The sequence below is a fragment of the Thauera chlorobenzoica genome, assembly GCF_001922305.1.
Lineage (GTDB): Bacteria > Pseudomonadota > Gammaproteobacteria > Burkholderiales > Rhodocyclaceae > Thauera > Thauera chlorobenzoica.
This window is the reverse complement of sequence record NZ_CP018839.1, coordinates 3187706-3205151: the sequence shown is the minus strand read 5'-3', so window position 1 is coordinate 3205151 and position 17446 is coordinate 3187706. Positions and strand designations below refer to the sequence as shown.

The following is a 17446-nucleotide window of genomic DNA, read 5'->3' as shown; positions in this document are numbered from 1 at the left end:
GCGCGGTGATGCCTTGCGCTCGGTCGGTGTGCTCACGGGTGCCGCTGGACAGCTGATCGGCACCGCATGAGATGAATGATTGTTCAGTCAGATTTGGAAGTCAAGAAATTTTTCCTGCTGCGGTAATGTCGGCGCTTCTCTTTTCAATAAAAGGCTTTGATCGTCGATGCGCTTGATTTTCAAGTTCCCGCATGCGACTCTTCGGCTGAATGAGTAATCAGTCACTGTGATCCGGTGGTAACAGCGGCCTGCTCCCATGCAAGTGCGCAGTGGATGCCCCCTTAACCCGACGAAGCGAAAGGAAGCCATGATTTCCCTGAATATCGATGGAGCGGTCGCCACCGCTACGCTATGCCGCCCCCCGGTCAATGCCATCAACGATGAATGGCTCGATCGTTTCAATGAGATCCTGGACCGCGTCGAGGCCAATGACGAGGTCGGGGTGCTGTGGATTCGCAGCAATCAGCGTGTCTTCTGCGCCGGGGCCGATCTCGAGCTGATCCGGACGCTTTTTTCGACTGAAGCGGGGCGCGCGCAGATGATTGCCAGCACGCGGCGCATGCAGGAGGCTTTTGCACGGCTCGAACGCCTGCCGAAAGTGTCGGTCGCCGAAATCGGCGGCGCCGCGATGGGTGGTGGTTTCGAGCTCGCGCTGGCCTGCGACCTGCGTCTGGTCGCCGAGGAGGCCAGCGTCGGCCTTCCCGAAGCACGGCTCGGGCTGCTGCCTGCCGCCGGCGGCACTCAGCGCATGACCCGGATCTGCGGTGAAGCGGTGTCCCGCCGCCTGATCCTGGGGGCGGAGCTGATCAGCGGTGCACAGGCGGTGGCGCTCGGCTGTGCCCATCGCAGCGCGCCGGCGGCCGAACTCGAGCGCCTCGCCCGCGAGCAGGTCGCCCGCCTTGCGGAATTGCCGGCGCAGGCGCTGGCGGCCTGCAAGCGCTGCATTTTCGCGGCGCTCGACGGCAGCGTGGATGGTTACGAAGTCGAGCTCGAAGGCAGCGCCGCCTTGTTGGCCGCGCCGGATACCCAGGCGAGGGTGCAACAGTTCCTCGCCCGGCAAAAATGATTCGTGCCGCCCGTCCCGCCTTGCCGGGGGATGAGTGGATCCAGGACAATGCACACCGCTTCGGGTGAAGTGCAGGCCGCCGGCCTTCAGTATGGTCCGTGGTCTGCCGGCTGCGCCGCCCTTGCAGTACGGACAAAAGTGTCAACAGGAAGAACGACGATGAGTGCAGCGGGAGAGGTGAAGAGTGTGGTGTCCGACCCCAGGTTGGTCGAGGAGCGCAGGCGGCAGATCATCCTTGCGGCGGTCGAGCTGTTTTCCGAGGAGGGCTACCACACCACCACGATCCAGCAGATCGCGCGCAAGGCCGGCACCAGCACGGGCTTGATTTACCAGTATTTCGGGGACAAGGAAGATGTGCTCTTCCTGACCCTCAAGCTCGTCATCGACTCCTACGAGAACGAGATTCCGCCCCACCTGGAAGGGGTGTCCCATCCGGTGGAGCGGCTGTGCAAGGCCTTGTCGGCGTACTGCAGCATCGTCGATCGGCTGCGCGATGCGACGGTGCTGGCCTACCGCTCGACCATGTCGCTGCGTGCCGAACGTCGGGTCCTGATCAAGGATGGGGAGACGCGCACCAACCGTCTGATCGAAGGTTGCGTCCGTGCCTGTACCAGCGCCGGCTTCATGCGCCCGGTCAACGAGCACCTGCTGGCCTATCAGTACGTGATGTTCGCCCACTCATGGGCGCTCAAGCACTGGTCCTACCGCAACCGCTATACGCTGGAAGAATATATCGCGGAAGGGACCCGGCTTCTGGTGGAGCCTTTCCTGACCGCCAAGGGCCACCTGGTGCTGGCAGGCATGCGTGCCGCGGAAGAATCGGCGGCCAGCCCGCCGATGTGCTGAATCGCCGGCGCAGCGGGGCTGGCCGGGATTGCTTTCATTCCGGGCGCTGGGTGTGGAGCAGGTAATTGACGCCGGTGTCGGTGTCGAGCGAATAAACTTTGGTCAGAGGGTTGTAGCTCAGGCCGATGAGCTCCCGGGTGTCCAGCCCGGCATTGCGGCAGTGACGCGTGAGCTCCGACGGCTTGATGAATTTGGCATATTCGTGAGTGCCGGCCGGCAGTAGCTTGAGAACGTATTCGGCGCCGATCACGGCGAATAGATAGGACTTCAGGTTGCGGTTCAGGGTGGAAAAGAAGACGTGCCCTCCCGGTTTGGCCAGCCGGGCGCAGGCGGCGATCGTGCTCGCCGGATTGGGGACGTGCTCGAGCATTTCCATGCAGGTGACGACATCGAACGTGCCAGCCTGCTCGTCGGCGAAGGCTTCGGCGCCGATCAGGCGGTAATCCACCTTCCATCCGCTTTCGAACAGGTGCAGGCGGGCGACGCTGAGCGCCTTTTCCGACAGGTCGATGCCGGTCACCCGGGCACCCAGGGCGGCCATGCTCTCGGCCAGGATGCCTCCTCCGCAACCGACGTCGAGCACGGTCCTGCCACTGAGCTCGGCCTTGCTGTTGATCCAGCCCAGGCGCAAGGGGTTGATCTCGTGCAGAGGCTTGAATTCGGATGCGGGATCCCACCAGCGGTGGGCAAGGTCGCTGAATTTCTGCAGTTCTGCAGGATCGGCGTTGAGTGAGCTCATCATTGAAGGAGGCGAAGGTGGGGTGTTGAGTCGGACTGCCGTGTTCCCTGTCTGTTCAACAGATTCGGCACAGAAACGAAAAAGCCCCGCCGAGGCAGGGCTTTTCGCATGGCGGTCGCAGGATCACTTGGAGCCGATGACTTCCACTTCGACGCGGCGATCCGGCTGCAGGCAGGAAATCTGCGCGGCGCGGCCACGGACGTTGTCGCACTGCTTGCCGGTGACAGGCTGGGTTTCGCCCTTGCCTTCGGTGTAGATGCGGTTGGCGTCGACGCCCTGGGAGACGAGATAGGTCTTCACTGCGGCGGCGCGGCGCTCGGAGAGGCGCTGGTTGTAAGCGTCGGAGCCGATGCGGTCGGTGTGGCCGACGGCGAGGATCACTTCGAGCTTCAGCGACTTGGCCTTTGCGGCCAGTTCGTTGAGCTTGGCCTGGCCTTCGGGCTTGAGGACGGCCTTGTCAAAGTCGAACAGGGCGTCGGCCGAGAGCTTGATCTTGTCGGCGGTGGGCTTCGGTGCGGGTGCCGGGGCCGGGGCGGCGGCGGCAACCGGGGCGACGCACTTGTCCTTGGCGACGATGTCGGAGTCGCACGCGCAGCCGGCCGGGAATTCGCCTGCCATCGCGGTCGACGCGGCCGCCGGGCTCCAGTAGCCGGTGCGCCAGCACAGGCCGGTACCGCTGCGGGCGACGACCTTGCGGGAATCGATGACGTAGGGGATTTCGCCCGTGCCGTCGACGACTACATCCTTGACTTGCGCGAATGCGCTGGGGGCGGACAGACCGATCGAGGCGATGGCGGCCAGCATGAGCATCTGCTTCTTGGTTTGTTTGATCATGGTTTCCTCTTTGTAGGGCGAGTCGCCGGAATTGCCACTGAAACGTGAAGATGAAGGCAGCCGCAAAGCCATCTCCATGCCGGATGAACCACAGCTATCCAGTTCAATTAACAATTTTAGTTTGCCACATTGAAACTGCACGGAGCAATTCACTGTCGTTAATATGCAACAGCGGAACGCCTTTGTCGACGCGGGATTCGCCGTTTACCCACACATGGGTGACGTGCTCGCGACCGGCAACGTAAACAAGATGCGACACCGGGTCGAAACAGGGGCGGCTCTCCAGGCCATCGAGGCGGATGGCGCACAGGTCGGCCTGCTTTCCAGGGGTGATGGAGCCGATGGCAGCGTCCAGCCCGAGTGCCTGGGCTCCGGCCAGCGTCGCCATGTGCAGCGCCGTATGGGCGGGAACGGCCGTTGCATCGAGGGCGCCGACCTTGGCGAGGAGGGCGGCGTGGCGCATTTCCTGGAACAGGTCGAGGCGATTGTTGCTGGCCGCACCGTCGGTGCCGAGACCGATTCGAAGGCCGGCCTCGAGCAGGCGCGGCACCGGTGCGATGCCGCTGGCGAGCTTCATGTTCGACGTCGGGCAGTGGGCGATGCTGCAGTTGTGGCGGGAGAGGAGCTCGATGTCGCTTTCGTCTACATGCACGGCGTGGACGCCGATGAAGTTTTCGCCGAGCAGGCCGAGCCTGGCCAGGCGGGTGAGGGGGCGCATGCCGTTGGCGGCGAGGGCATTGCGGATTTCACCGGCGGTTTCGTGGATGTGGACGTGGAGCGCAAGCTTGAGCTCGTCGGCAAGCGCACGGGCGCGAACGAAACTGGCGTCGGAAACCGTGTAGGGCGCGTGCGGTGCAATCGAAAACGAGATCAGCGGGTGGCCGAGCCAGCGCTCGCGGGCGGCCAGGCCCTTGCGCAGGCAGTCGTCGGCATCGCTCGCGTAGGGAGTGGGAAATTCCAGCATCACCAGGCCGAGGACTGCACGCATGCCCGCCTCGGCGAAGGCGTCGGCGGCGGCCTCGGGATAAAAGTACATGTCGCTGCAGGTGGTGATCCCACCGCGCAGCATCTCGGCGGCGGCGAGCAAGGTGCCGTCGCGCACGAAGGCCGGCGAGATGTGCCGGCCTTCGGCGGGCCAGATCGCGTCCTCCAGCCAGCGCATCAGGGGAAGATCGTCGGCGAGGCCGCGCATCAGGCTCATCGCCGCGTGAGTGTGCAGATTGACCAGGCCGGGGATCAGCACATGTTCGGGCAGTTCGACCTGCCTTGCCGCGCGGAAGCGAGTGAGTGCATCGGCACGGGGCAGGGCCGCGACGATGCGGCCATCGCGCACGGCGATCGAGTGGTTGTCGAGAACGGTCGCGGCAGGCTCGACGGGGACGGTCCAGCGGGCGTGGATCAACAGGTCGATGGCTTCGGTCACAAAAAACTCCACGGCAGGATGGTCGACCTCCACCCGTCAGGGGCGGGCGTCAGGGTAGGGGCTGCGGGAGTTTAAACACCTGGCCGAGGGGCGAACAACCGCTGTCGTGCCATCCGGCCGTGCGCATCCGCGCTGCGCTCGTGCCCCCGACCGGCTTCGTGCGACAATCGCCGCTGGCCCCATCTGGCGGCAGCGTGAAACCTGCTGTTTCAATTGCATGAACCGGCTTCCTTCCCGCATCGGCAAATACCGGATCGTCAAGGAGATCGGTCGCGGTGCGACCGCGACCGTGTATCTCGCGCAGAGCGACGATCACCCTTCGCCGGTGGCGCTCAAGCACGTCCGCTTCGACGACAAGGTGAAGGACGAGGCCAAGTGGAACCGGCGCCTGACCAAGCTGCTGAAGGCCGAGCGCGCGGTGTGCGAGCGCCTCGATCACCCGAACATCATCCGCATCTTCGACGTTGCGATCGAGCCTGACCAGGCTTACGTGGTGATGGAATATTTCCCCGGAGGCTCGCTCGAGCGCTACTGCAGCTTCGAGAGCCTGCTGCCGATCCATCGCACGATCGGCATCGTCTTCAAATGCTGCATGGCGCTCGATCACGCCTTTCGCCAGGGTATCGTGCACCGCGACATCAAGCCCGCCAACATCCTGGTCGACGATCAGGACAACGTGAAGATCACCGACTTCGGCCTCGCGCTCAACATCAGCAAGAAGATCGATACCGACTCGACCTTCATCATGGGCGTCGGCTCGCCGGCCTACATGAGCCCGGAACAGATCAAGGGCTATCCGCTGAACCAGAAGACCGACCTTTATTCGCTCGGCGTGCTGCTGTTCCACCTGCTCACCGGCCGGCTGCCGTTCAGGGGAGGCAGTCCGGCGCAGCTGGTCTACAAGATCATCAATGCCGACCCGCCCTCGGTGTCGCAGCTCAACCCCGACGTACCCGAGCAGATGGATGCGGTGATCCGCAAGGCGCTGGAGAAGGATCTGTACTCCCGCTACCGCAACGGCGCCGAATTCGCCAAGGATCTCGCCGCGGTACGCTACCGCATTCTCGACGACAGCTACGTCCCCCCCGACGCCAGCCGCTTTGCCGCGTTGCGCGGGCTAGCCTTCTTCACCGAGTTCGAGGATGTCGACCTGTGGGAGGTGGTGCGGGTCAGCTCGTGGCGCAAGGTCGAGCGCCATGTCGCCCTGATGCGGGAGGGGGAGTCCGATCCGCGCTTCGGCATCGTGCTCGAGGGCCGGGTCGAGCTCTCGATCGAGGGGCGGAGGGTGATGGAGCTCGGGCCGGGGGAGGTGTTCGGCGTCCAGGCCTGGCTGGACCAGCTCGAGCGCCGCCACATGCATACGGTGACTTCGCTCGAGCCGCTCCATTATCTGGAGATCAATCCGGCGGCGCTGTCACTGGCCAGCGAGGAAGTGCTGGAACGCTTCCACCGTCAGCTGGGCACCGTCCTCGTGCGCCGCCTGGCGCTGCTCTCGAAGCAGCTTGCCGCAGGCGCGGTGGAGGCGGTGAAGGCCGAGCGCAGCGCGGGCCCCCACGAACTGCAGCTGCTTGGTTCCTGAGCCTTCCTGCAGCATTCCAGTCTGCACCGAGCCGCCTTGAGCAGGCTGAGGCTCCCTCGGGGGCGGTGACCGTAGGGGACATTTCAGTGTTCCGCTCCGCTCGCCAGCGCCCGTTCGCGGGTGTCGGCGAGGGCTGCCGCATCGGGCGGAGAATGCTCGAGCCAGCTGCCCAGGTGCTGGCGGGCAAGATCGGCGAGGGCGTCGATCCAGGCGCTTTCCTCGTTCAGGCAGGCGATGTAGTGGAACGCCTTGCCGCCCTTGCCGAGGAAGGCCTCCTTGCATTCGATGGCGATCTCTTCGAGGGTCTCGAGGCAGTCCGAGACGAAGCCCGGGCACATCACATCGACCCGGCCCATGCCCTGTGCGGCCAAGGTCTCGAGCGTCGGCTGGGTGTAGGGTTCGAGCCACCGGGCCTTGCCGAAGCGGGACTGGAAGCAGACCAGGACGCGGTCGGGTTCGAATCCGAGCGCTTCGGAGACGAGGCGGGCGGTGGTCCGGCATTCGCAATGGTAAGGGTCACCCAGTTCGAGGGTGCGTCGCGGCACGCCGTGAAAGCTCAGCACCAGGCGGTCGGGGTGGCCGTGGGCGGCCCAGTGCCGGCGCACGTTGCCGGCGAGCGCGGCGATGTAGCCGGGATGGTCGTGGAAGTCGCGCACCAGGCGCAGCTCGGGCGGGTTGCGCCAGTGCTGCAGGCAGTGCGCGACCTCGTCGAACACGGTGGCGGTGGTGCTGGCCGAAAATTGCGGGTACAGCGGCAGCACCAGGATGCGGGTGCAGCCGCGGGCGCGCATCGCGTTCAGGGTGGCCGGGATCGAGGGCGCGCCGTAACGCATCGCGTAGCGGATATCGAGCCCGTCGTGGCCTGCACCGGCGAGGTGTTCGGCAAGCAGCCCGGTCTGGCGCAGCGTGTGCACCAGCAGCGGCGAGCCTTCATCGGTCCAGATGCTGGCGTATTTTTTTGCGGAGGCCGCCGGGCGGGTGTTGAGGATGATGCCGTTGAGGATCGGCCACCACAGCAGGCGCGGGATTTCCACGACGCGCGGGTCGGACAGGAACTGCTTCAGGTAAGGGCGCACGGCGGCCGGGGTAGGCGCTGCGGGGGTGCCCAGGTTGACCAGCAGCACGCCGGTGCGCGGCGCGGTGCCGTGGGTGAAGGAAGGCTCCAGCCAGTAGCGGGACATGGGGATCCTGGTTCGCGAGGCCGGCACCGCGCCGGCCGCGGCGATGTTCAATGATTGGAGGACAGCGCGTTCGACAGCAGCCGCGCGGTGATATCGACGATCGGAATCACCCGGTCGTAGGCCATGCGCGTGGGGCCGATGACGCCGACCGAGCCCACGACCTGGCCGTCGACTTCGTAGGGTGCGGTAACCACGCTGCAGCCGTCGAGCGGGGCGAGCCCCGATTCGCCGCCGATGAAGATCTGCACGCCTTCGGCCTTGTTCGAGAGTTCGAGCAGCTGCATCAGGCTGGTGCGCTGCTCGAAAAGCTCGAACAGCTCGCGCAGGCGGGTCATGTTGGAGGACAGGTCCTCGATCCCCAGGAGGTTGGTTTCGCCCGAAATGACATAGCTGGTGGCGCTTTCTTCCGCGGCCTGGGTGCCGGCATCCACGGTCGCCGACATCAGCTCGGTCATGTCGCTGCGCAACTGGCGCAGCTCGTCGGTGAGGCCGTGGCGGATCTCGTCGAAGGAGCGGCCGGCGAAGTGCTCGTTGAGGTAGGCGGCGGCGTTGCCGAGTTCTCCCGCGGTGTAGGCGCGGCGGGTGAGCAGGATGCGGTTCTGTACGTCCCCCGCGGTGGTCACGATGATCAGCAGGATGCGGTTTTCGGCCAGGCTGATGAACTCGAACTGGCGGATGCGGGCGACGTCCTTGCGCGGCGCGACGACCACGCCGGCGAAGCGGGTGAGGTCGGACAGCAGATGGGAGGCGGAGCTGAGCACGCGCTGAGGCTGGTCGGGCAGGAGCTGGCCTTCGAGTGCGCGGACGCGGGCGTTTCCCAGCGGCTGTACGGTGAGCAGCGCATCGACGAAGAAGCGGTAGCCGCGCGCGGTGGGAATGCGACCGGCCGAAGTGTGCGGGCTGGCGATGAAACCCATGTCTTCCAGATCGCTCATCACGTTGCGCACCGTCGCCGGCGACAGTTCGAGCCCGGAATAGCGCGATAGCGCACGCGAGCCGACGGGCTGTCCATCCGCGATATAGCGTTCGATCAGGGTTTTCAGCAGGATTTGGGCGCGGGGGTCGAGCGAATTCATGGTGGAGATCGAATAGTGTCTCGATTCTAACAGCCTGTCGCGAAGCGTTGAAAAACTGTGAGACCCGCCTGCCGCTGGTGCATCGTCGGTGCGCCAGTCTGCTACCCGGATGTGGTTTAATCCGGCCCCATGAGCACGAATTTCCGCACGCTTGCCCTCATCGGCAAATATCAGAGCCCCGACGTCGCGGAGTCGGTGCTGACGATCGCCCGCTTCCTGCGCGAGCGCGGCCTGCTGGTGTGGATCGAGCAGGGTACGGCGAGTTCCATCGGTGGCGCCGGTGATTTCGCGGCGGCGAGCTATGAGTGCATCGCCGCGGAGGCCGATCTCGCGGTGGTGGTCGGCGGCGATGGCACGATGCTGAACACCGCCCGCCGCCTGGTCGAGCACGCCGTGCCGCTGGTAGGCATCAACCTCGGGCGATTGGGCTTCCTGACCGATATCGCACGCAGCGATGCGCTCGCGCGCCTGGATGAGATCGTCGCCGGCCGTTACACCGAAGAAGTCCGGTTCATGCTCGACGCCGAAGTGCTGCGCGGCGGCGTGCGCGTATTTCACACCCTCGCGCTCAACGATGTCGTCGTGAACAAGGGCGAGCTCGGGCGCATGATCGAATTCGAGCTCTCCGTAAATGGTGAATTCGTGTACACCCAGCGTTCGGACGGCATGATCGTGAGCTCTCCGACCGGTTCGACCGCCTACGCGCTGTCATCGAACGGACCGATCCTGCACCCGAGCGTGGGCGGCATCGCGCTCGTGCCCCTGTGCCCGCACGCACTCACCGCCCGCCCGATCACCCTGCCCGATTCGTGCCGCATCGATATCGTGCTGCTCCCGCCGCAGGATGCCAGGGTGCATTTCGACGGCCAGGCCCGCTTCGATTTGCGCGCCGGAGACTGCGTGCGGGTGAGCCGTTCGCCGCATTCGCTGCGTCTGCTGCACCCCGAGGGCTACAGCTACTTCGCGATGCTGCGCGAAAAGCTGCACTGGAGCGCCGAGCCCAGACATAACTGATGAGTGCCCTCCTGCTGCGGAGCACCGGGCACCTTTTTCCCGCCTGTTCACGCCGCCCGTAATTCAATGACCTCCCGCTCCGTCCCGCCCTCGCCATGTTGCGCAGCCTGACCATCCGTGACTTCGTCATCGTCGACCGACTCGAGCTCGAATTCGGCACCGGCTTCGGTGCGCTGACCGGCGAGACCGGCGCCGGAAAGTCGATTCTGCTCGATGCGCTGGGGCTGGCGCTCGGTGGCCGCGGCGACGCGACCATGGTGCGCACCGGGCGTGAGCGCGCCGAGGTGGCCGCGGAGTTCGACCTGCCCGATGCCGACGCTTTTGCGCGCTGGCTGCAGGAGCAGGCGCTGAACGCCGACGAGGGGGGGCTGATCCTGCGCCGCACGATCGATGCCGGCGGGCGCAGCCGGGCGTGGATCAATGGCAGCACGGTGACGCTGGCGCAGTTGCGTGCGGCCGGCGAGTGGCTCGCCGACATCCACGGCCAGCACGCCCACCATGCGCTGCTGCGTGCCGAAGCGCAGCGCTCCCTGCTCGATGCCCATGCAGGTGCCGCACCGCTTGCCGTCGAAGTGGCCGGCCTGCATCGTGAGTGGCAGCGGCTGGCACGCCTTCACCGCGAGGCTGAGGCCGATTCGGCCGGCTCGGCGCGCGAGCGCGAACTGCTCGCCTGGCAGCTGCGCGAGCTCGATGAACTCGCCTTCGATGGCGGTGAATGGGACGAACTCAACGCCGAGCACAGCCGCCTGGGGCATGCCGCCGGCCTGATCGAGGGGGCCGACGAAACCCTTGCCGCCCTCGGCGAGGGAGAGCTGGCGGTATGCTCCAGCCTGCGCCATCTCGGTGGGCGGATTGCGGCACTGGCCGACTACGACCCCGGGCTTGGCGATGTGCGTGAACTCCTGGCTGCGGCGGCGATTCAGACCGACGAGGCCCTGCATGCGCTGCGCCGCTACCGCGACCGGCTCGAACTCGACCCCCAGCGCCTGCTTGCGGTCGAGGCGCGCATTGCCGCCGTGCTCGATACGGCGCGCAAATATCGGGTTCCGCCGCAGGAACTGCCCGAACTGCAGCGTCAGTGGCAGCTGCGGATCGACACCCTGGAGGCGACGGCCGATCCGGCGCGCCTGGCCGCCGCCGAGGCCGCCGCGCGACAGGCCTTCGAGGCTGCGGCAAGCCGGCTGACGGCGGCACGGCGGCCGGCGGCACAGCGCTTGTCGGCAGACATTACCGCGGCGATGCAGACCCTGGCGATGGCCGGAGGGCGTTTCGAGGTTGTGCTGCGACCTTGCGAACCCGCTGCGCACGGCCTGGAGACGGTCGAGTTTCAGGTGGCGGCCAACGCTGGCCAGACCCTCAACAACATGGCCAAAGTCGCCTCGGGGGGCGAGCTGTCACGCCTCGGCTTGGCGATTCAGGTGATGGCCAGCCGTGATTCGGCCGTGCCGACGCTCATTTTCGACGAAGTCGATGTCGGCATCGGCGGCCGGGTGGCGGAGATCGTCGGCACCTTGCTCGCGCGCCTGGGGCGCGACCGCCAGGTGTTGTGCGTGACGCATTTGCCTCAGGTGGCGGCCTGCGCCGACTGGCAGTGGCGTATCGCCAAGCTCGAACGTGGCGGTGAAACGCTGAGCGCGGTCACGCCGCTCGATGGGCCGGGCAGGGTCGACGAAATCGCCCGCATGCTGGGCGGCGTGAAGATCACCGCGACGACCCGCGAGCACGCCGCGGAAATGCTCGGCCGCCATTCGCCCGGAGGTGATTGAGCGCGCTTGCCGCCGCCTCGCCATGACACAGCGGAACGGCCCGGAATCCGGGGCCGGGGCGGTGGTGACCGCTCCTGCTCCCGCTCCGGGTCAGCTTTCGGTGTCGCGGTGCGGGCAGTTCTCGCGCGTGCAGTCGGCATAAATGTAGAGCGCATGCTCGCGGATCGCGAAGCCGCGCTCGGTGGCGATCTGGTTCTGCCGGCGCTCGATTTCGGGGTCGAAGAACTCCTCCACCTTGCCGCATTGCATGCAGACGATGTGGTCGTGGTGTCCGCCCTTGTTGAGCTCGAAAACCGCCTTGCCCGACTCGAAGTAGTGGCGTTCGAGCAACCCCGCCTGTTCGAACTGGGTCAGCACCCGGTAAACCGTGGCGAGGCCGATGTCCATGCCCTCGTTCATCAGGGTGCGATAAACGTCCTCGGCGGTGAGGTGGCGCTGGTCCGAACTCTGGAAGAGGTCGAGGATCTTCAGGCGCGGATAAGTCGCCTTCAGACCAATGTTTTTCAGATTCTTGGAGTTGTCGGACATGAGAGCCTGTTGGGGAAAGGTGCGGCAGGTGGCAGGGTCGGCATGAACGAGCGGGCCTCGCGAGACGTGGAACGCCCTGTGATGCCACCATATGTTATATTTTTTGCCCCTTTCTGAGAACTGCGACCACGTCGCGTCAGCCCCGATACCTTTCATGCCCTCCTATCTCGTCGCGGCGCTCGTCGCCACCAGTGTGCTCGCCGGCTGCTCCTTCGATTCGGTTGTCGGAGTGGTCGATCCGTACCGCATCGATGTCCGCCAGGGCAATTACGTCGACCAGGACATGCTTTCCCAGCTTCGCCGCGGCATGACGCGCGACCAGGTGCGCTTCGTCATGGGATCGCCGTTGGTCGTGGACATGTTCCGCGAGGACCGCTGGGATTACGTCTATCGCTTCCGGCCCGGTCGCGGTGACCTCCAGCAACGCGTGATCTCGGTGTTCTTTGTAGACAACCTGCTCGACCGGGTCGAGGGCGACGTGCAGCCGGCGGCTTCGGCCGGCACCCGGGTCGACGCCCCCGGGCGCAGCCGCGTGATCGAGGTCGCGCCCGCCGCCGATCGCTGATTTCCGTACCGCTCGCGGTCTTGCCCGGGTCTGGTCGCCGGGCTTCGCTTTTTGAGGATTAGAGTTTCATGTCTGACATTCGTGTAGCGATCGCCGGCGCTTCCGGCCGCATGGGCAGGATGCTGATCGAGGCCGCGCTGAAGGAAGAGGGGGTCGTCCTCGCGGCGGCCTTCGATCGCCCGGGAACCCCCTTCGTCGGCCGCGACGCCGGGGAGATGGCGGGAGTGGCGACCGGGGTGATGATCGGCGACGATGCCCGTGTGGCGATCGCAGCTGCCGACTGCGTGATCGATTTCACCCGCCCCGAAGGCACGCTTGTGCATCTGGCACTGGCGCGTGAGCTCGGGCGTGCGATGGTGATCGGCACCACCGGCTTCGATGCCGCGGGCAAGGCGGCGATTGCCCAGGCTGGGCGTGAAATTCCGGTGGTGTTCGCGCCCAACATGGCGGTCGGGGTCAATGCCGTGTTCCGGCTGCTCGAGGTCGCGGCGCGCATCCTGTCCGAAGGCTACGACGTCGAAGTCATCGAGGCGCACCACCGTTTCAAGGTCGATGCGCCCTCCGGCACCGCCTTGCGGATGGGGGAAGTCGTCGCCCGCGAACTCGGGCGCAGCCTCGATGCGTGCGCGATTTACGGGCGTGAGGGCCATACCGGCGAACGCAAGGCCGACACCATCGGTTTTTCGACCATCCGCGGCGGTGACGTGGTGGGTGACCACACGGTGCTCTTCGCCGGTATCGGCGAGCGCATCGAAATTACTCACAAATCGGGAAGCCGCATGCCGTACGCGCTGGGCTCGATGCGCGCGGCGAAGTATCTCGCCGGGCGGGGTGAAGGTCTGTTCGACATGCAGGACGTTCTCGGCCTGCGCTGAGCAGCGACATGGACGAGCACGCCGGCACGAGGGCAGGGGCGGCGGGCAGCCTTCCTCCTTCGATCGCGGCAATGGCGGGCGGCGAGCCCGGCGACGAGCTGCAGCGTGCGCGCCGGCACCTGGCACTGATTTCGGCCAATACCGCCACCGGGGTGTGGGACTTCGATCTGCGCGCCCGCACGCTGCGGCTCGACGAGAGCTGGTGCGCGCGCCTCGGTTACCGCGGTGAGCCGCTCCGCGACGTGCTCGCGAACTGGCCGGCACTCGTCCGGGAAGACGACCGCGAGGCCATGCAGGCCTGCCTGCGTGCCCACCTGCGTGGCGAATCCGCGCAGTTTCACGTCGAGTTCCGGGTGCGGGGCGGCGCCGGGGACTGGCGCTGGGTCGAGGCGCGGGGCGCGGCCGTCGATCGGGCGGCCGACGGCCGCTGGTGCAGCGTGCTGGGCACGGTCCGCGACATCACCGAGCGCAAGATGCGCGAGCTGGAGCTGCTCGAGGCGAAGGAAGCGGCCGAGGCGGCGAGTCGGGCGAAAGGCGATTTTCTCGCCAACATGAGCCACGAGATCCGCACGCCGATGAACGGCATCATCGGAATGACCGAGCTGCTGCTCGATTCGGCGCTCACCGGCGAACAGCGCGAATACCTGCGCACGGTGAAATCCTCGGCCGAGGCCTTGCTTACCATCCTCAACGACATCCTCGATTTTTCCCGCGTCGAGGCGGGCCGGCTGGAACTCGAGCGCATCGATTTCGCCGTCGGCGCGGTGCTCTCGGAAACGTGCCGGACCCTCGCCCTGCGCGCCGCCCAGAAGGGGGTCGAACTCTTCTTCGAGATCGGTGCCGATGTGCCGGCGGTGCTGTGCGGCGATCCGACCCGGCTGCGCCAGGTCCTGCTCAACCTGGTCGCCAATGCGGTCAAATTCACCGATCGCGGAGAAATCGAAGTGACGGTCGAGCGCCTCGGTCCGGCCGTCCATCCGTTGCTGCTGCGTTTTTCGGTGCGCGACACCGGCTGCGGAATCCCGGCGGAAAAGCTCGAAAGCATCTTCGGCGCGTTTTCCCAGGCCGACACCTCGACCACGCGGAAATACGGCGGCACCGGGCTCGGGCTGGCCATTTCACGTCATCTCATCGAGCTGATGCAGGGCGCGCTTGAGGTCGAAAGCACGCCCGGGAAAGGGAGTATTTTCAGCTTCACGCTGCCGTTCGAGAGGGTGGCCGAGGCGCCCCCCGGAGGACGGAATGCGCTGCGCGGAGCCCATGTGCTGATCGCGGCACGCAATTCCGCCTTCGGCGAATGCCTCGGCCGGATCATGCGCAGCCGGGGAATCCGTCCCCAGGTGGCCGATGGGGCGGACGCTGCGCTGGCGGCCCTCTGCGCCGTGCGCGATGGGCGCGACCCCTTCGACTTCCTCGTCATGGACGCGGAGCTGCCCGAGCCGGCCGGCTTTGCCCTGGCGCAGCGCTTTGCCGAGGCCGATCCGCGGCTCGACCGCCTGGTGATGATGCTGCCCAGCCATTCGCAGCGCATTGACGCGATGCGCTGCGATGAGCTGGGGCTGCAGTTTCGTCTTGTCAAACCGTTTTCCAGCGACGACCTGTTCGATGCGCTGAGCATGGCGCGCAGCGGCGCCAGTGGCGCGTCAGGCGGCGAGCCACTGGCGCCGGCTTTCGAGATTCCCCTCCCCGGATCGATTCCGGTCGCGGCCGAGGGGTGCGGTCGCGCGCTCGACATCCTCGTCGCCGAAGACAACCCGGTCAATCAGATGGTCGCGGCACGGATGCTCGAGCGCGCCGGGCACCGGGTCACGCTTGCCGCCAACGGCGAAGAGGCGCTGGAGGCGATCGATCGTCGGCACTTCGACCTCGTGCTGATGGATGTGCAGATGCCGGTGATGGGCGGTATCGAGGCCACCCAGGCGATCCGTGCCCGCGAAGCGCGGCGCAGCTGGGTGGCGCAGGGCGAATGGACGCCGGTGCCGATCATCGCCATGACCGCGCACGCGATGGAAGGCGACCGCGAGCGCTGTCTCGATGCGGGGATGGACGATTACGTTTCCAAGCCGGTCCACCCCCAGGCGCTGTTTTCTGCGATCGAACGCGTGTGCCGGCACTGCGCTGACGCGCTCCGGGCGGGCGACGAGTGCGACGGCCCCGAGCTGTCCGGATACGGTGATGCGCAGTGTCGCCGCATTGTCTGCCTGGATCAGACGCGCGCGATGTTCGACGGCGACGAGGCCGTGGTGCAGCAACTGCTCGCCGTCTTCCTGCGCGATGCCGGGCGGACGGTCAGCGAACTGCAGCAGGCTGCGGCCGAGCTGGATTTTGTCCGCCTGGGGGAGCTCGCGCATGCGCTCAAAGGCTCGCTCGGGCTGCTCGCGGCGGACCGCTCGGTCGATGCGGCGCGGCGTCTCGAGGAACTGGCCCGGGCCGGCGATCCCGCCGCCGCGACGCATCAGGCCCGGGTCCTGGTCGATGAAATCAAGCTGCTGGCCCGGGCGGTGGAGGGCGAAGCAGCCGCGCTTGCACAGGCGGCGTGCGGGATTGCCGGGAACGGCAGCGGGGCGGGTGGGCGGTGACGGGAGCGGGAATGTGCACGCCGCCAGGCCGGCGTGAGCCAATTTGCCTTCAAACGCCCGAAAAGATAGAATTCCAGGGTTTATACAGCGGGATCGGCCCAGAGGCCCGTCCCGCTTTTTTGCACATGCCGGGCAGGGGTCGATCTTGCTGCCCCCAGATTTTCAAGCTGAATCCAGGAGTTTCTCGTGAGTGCATTCCCGTCCGCCCTCCTTGCGCTTGCCGACGGAACGGTTTTCCATGGCAAGGGCATCGGCGCGGTTGGCAGCACGGTCGGCGAGGTCGTGTTCAACACCTCGATGTCGGGGTATCAGGAAATCCTGACCGACCCGAGCTATTGCCGCCAGATCGTTACGCTGACCTATCCGCATATCGGCAACACCGGCGTCAATGCCGAGGACGTCGAATCCTTCAAGGTGCACGCGGCCGGTCTCATCATTCGCGACTTGCCGATCCTGCCGTCCAATTTCCGCATGACCCAGCGCCTCGACGCCTATCTGCAGGCCGAGGGGGTGGTTGCGATCGCCGGGCTCGATACCCGCAAGCTCACCCGCGTGCTGCGCGAAAAGGGCGCGCAGGCCGGTTGCATCGTCACCGCCGCGCCCGGCGAGACGCTCAGCGCCGAGGCCGCCGTCGCCCAGGCGCGCACCTTCCCCGGCCTGGCCGGGATGGACCTGGCCAAGGTCGTCAGCGTCCGCGAACGCTACGACTGGACGCAGGGCGAGTGGGCGCTGGAGGGCGGTTACACCGACCGCGCCGAGGGCCGCTTCCATGTCGTCGCCTACGACTACGGGGTCAAGTACAACATCCTGCGCATGCTCGTCGAGCGCGGCTGCCGCCTCACCGTGGTGCCGGCGCAGACGCCGGCGGCCGAAGTGCTGGCGCTCAATCCGGATGGGGTCTTCCTGTCCAACGGCCCGGGCGACCCCGAGCCCTGCGACTACGCGATCGCCGCGATCCGCGAGATCGTCACCACGCGCACCCCGACCTTCGGCATCTGCCTGGGTCACCAGCTGCTGGCCCTGGCTTCCGGTGCGAGGACCATGAAGATGGCCACCGGCCACCATGGCGCCAACCACCCGGTCAAGGATCTGGACAGCGGCCAGGTGCTGATCACCAGCCAGAACCACGGCTTCGCGGTCGACCCGGCGACGATGCCGGCGAACCTGCGCGTCACCCATGTGTCGCTGTTCGACGGCACCAACCAGGGGCTGGTGCGCACCGACGTGCCGGCGTTCTCCTTCCAGGGCCATCCGGAGGCGAGCCCGGGCCCGCACGACGTCGCCTACCTCTTCGACCGTTTCATCGGTCTGATGCAAGCCGCCGCGTAACACGGCAACCGGCGGGTCCGTCCCGCCGCCCCCCGTTTTCGATGCG

The 17446-nt window shown here is 66.4% G+C and carries 15 protein-coding genes; 9 read left to right on the top strand and 6 right to left on the bottom strand.

Annotated elements, in window-relative coordinates; translation table 11 throughout:
- The first annotated feature begins 307 nt into the window (after positions 1-307).
- Complete coding sequence (locus tag Tchl_RS14925; RefSeq protein ID WP_075149092.1) at positions 308-1066, top strand: enoyl-CoA hydratase/isomerase family protein; 759 nt, start codon at positions 308-310, stop codon at positions 1064-1066.
- 159 nt (positions 1067-1225) lie between these two features.
- Positions 1226-1912, top strand: a complete 687-nt coding sequence (locus Tchl_RS14920) for a TetR/AcrR family transcriptional regulator (protein WP_075149091.1) — start codon at positions 1226-1228, stop codon at positions 1910-1912.
- A gap of 34 nt (positions 1913-1946) precedes the next feature.
- Here the strand turns inward: Tchl_RS14920 and ubiG are convergent, their stop codons facing one another.
- From ubiG to Tchl_RS14905, 3 genes are all read right to left on the bottom strand, one after another.
- A complete protein-coding gene (ubiG, locus tag Tchl_RS14915; protein ID WP_075149757.1) occupies positions 1947-2651 on the bottom strand; it encodes a bifunctional 2-polyprenyl-6-hydroxyphenol methylase/3-demethylubiquinol 3-O-methyltransferase UbiG in 705 nt (234 codons plus the stop codon).
- A gap of 123 nt (positions 2652-2774) precedes the next feature.
- Entirely contained in the window at positions 2775-3485 is a 711-nt protein-coding gene (locus tag Tchl_RS14910) for an OmpA family protein (RefSeq protein WP_075149756.1), read from the bottom strand.
- A gap of 103 nt (positions 3486-3588) precedes the next feature.
- A complete protein-coding gene (locus Tchl_RS14905) occupies positions 3589-4908 on the bottom strand; it encodes a TRZ/ATZ family hydrolase (protein WP_075149755.1) in 1320 nt (439 codons plus the stop codon).
- Positions 4909-5125: 217 nt separating this feature from the next.
- Here Tchl_RS14905 and Tchl_RS14900 point away from each other — a divergent pair, with 217 nt between their 5' ends.
- The gene (locus Tchl_RS14900; RefSeq protein ID WP_075149090.1) at positions 5126-6487 is read left to right on the top strand and encodes a protein kinase domain-containing protein; all 1362 of its coding nucleotides are present in this window, start codon (positions 5126-5128) and stop codon (positions 6485-6487) included.
- An 83-nt stretch (positions 6488-6570) separates the two neighbouring features.
- On the opposite strand, the gene hemH is transcribed toward Tchl_RS14900, so the two are convergent.
- Both hemH and hrcA read right to left on the bottom strand, forming a co-directional pair.
- Complete coding sequence (gene hemH / locus Tchl_RS14895) at positions 6571-7668, bottom strand: ferrochelatase (protein WP_075149089.1); 1098 nt, start codon at positions 7666-7668, stop codon at positions 6571-6573.
- Between the two features lie 47 nt (positions 7669-7715).
- Positions 7716-8744 carry a heat-inducible transcriptional repressor HrcA gene (hrcA, locus tag Tchl_RS14890; protein ID WP_075149088.1) on the bottom strand — a complete coding sequence of 343 codons (1029 nt, stop codon included), beginning with the start codon at positions 8742-8744 and terminating at the stop codon, positions 7716-7718.
- A 129-nt stretch (positions 8745-8873) separates the two neighbouring features.
- Between hrcA and Tchl_RS14885 the strand changes: the two genes are divergently transcribed.
- The gene (locus Tchl_RS14885; RefSeq protein ID WP_075149087.1) at positions 8874-9758 is read left to right on the top strand and encodes an NAD kinase; all 885 of its coding nucleotides are present in this window, start codon (positions 8874-8876) and stop codon (positions 9756-9758) included.
- Between the two features lie 95 nt (positions 9759-9853).
- The gene (gene recN / locus Tchl_RS14880; RefSeq protein WP_075149086.1) at positions 9854-11524 is read left to right on the top strand and encodes a DNA repair protein RecN; all 1671 of its coding nucleotides are present in this window, start codon (positions 9854-9856) and stop codon (positions 11522-11524) included.
- 90 nt (positions 11525-11614) lie between these two features.
- Here recN and fur read toward each other — a convergent pair whose 3' ends face one another.
- Complete coding sequence (gene fur, locus Tchl_RS14875) at positions 11615-12052, bottom strand: ferric iron uptake transcriptional regulator (protein WP_075149085.1); 438 nt, start codon at positions 12050-12052, stop codon at positions 11615-11617.
- A gap of 154 nt (positions 12053-12206) precedes the next feature.
- On the opposite strand from fur, the gene Tchl_RS14870 reads away from it, so the two are divergent.
- From Tchl_RS14870 to carA, 4 genes are all read left to right on the top strand, one after another.
- Complete coding sequence (locus Tchl_RS14870; RefSeq protein ID WP_075149084.1) at positions 12207-12617, top strand: outer membrane protein assembly factor BamE; 411 nt, start codon at positions 12207-12209, stop codon at positions 12615-12617.
- A gap of 68 nt (positions 12618-12685) precedes the next feature.
- Positions 12686-13492, top strand: a complete 807-nt coding sequence (gene dapB / locus Tchl_RS14865; protein WP_075149083.1) for a 4-hydroxy-tetrahydrodipicolinate reductase — start codon at positions 12686-12688, stop codon at positions 13490-13492.
- A gap of 8 nt (positions 13493-13500) precedes the next feature.
- Positions 13501-16071, top strand: a complete 2571-nt coding sequence (locus tag Tchl_RS14860) for a response regulator (RefSeq protein WP_232311600.1) — start codon at positions 13501-13503, stop codon at positions 16069-16071.
- A gap of 186 nt (positions 16072-16257) precedes the next feature.
- A complete protein-coding gene (gene carA / locus Tchl_RS14855) occupies positions 16258-17400 on the top strand; it encodes a glutamine-hydrolyzing carbamoyl-phosphate synthase small subunit (protein ID WP_075149081.1) in 1143 nt (380 codons plus the stop codon).
- Positions 17401-17446: the final 46 nt, after the last annotated feature.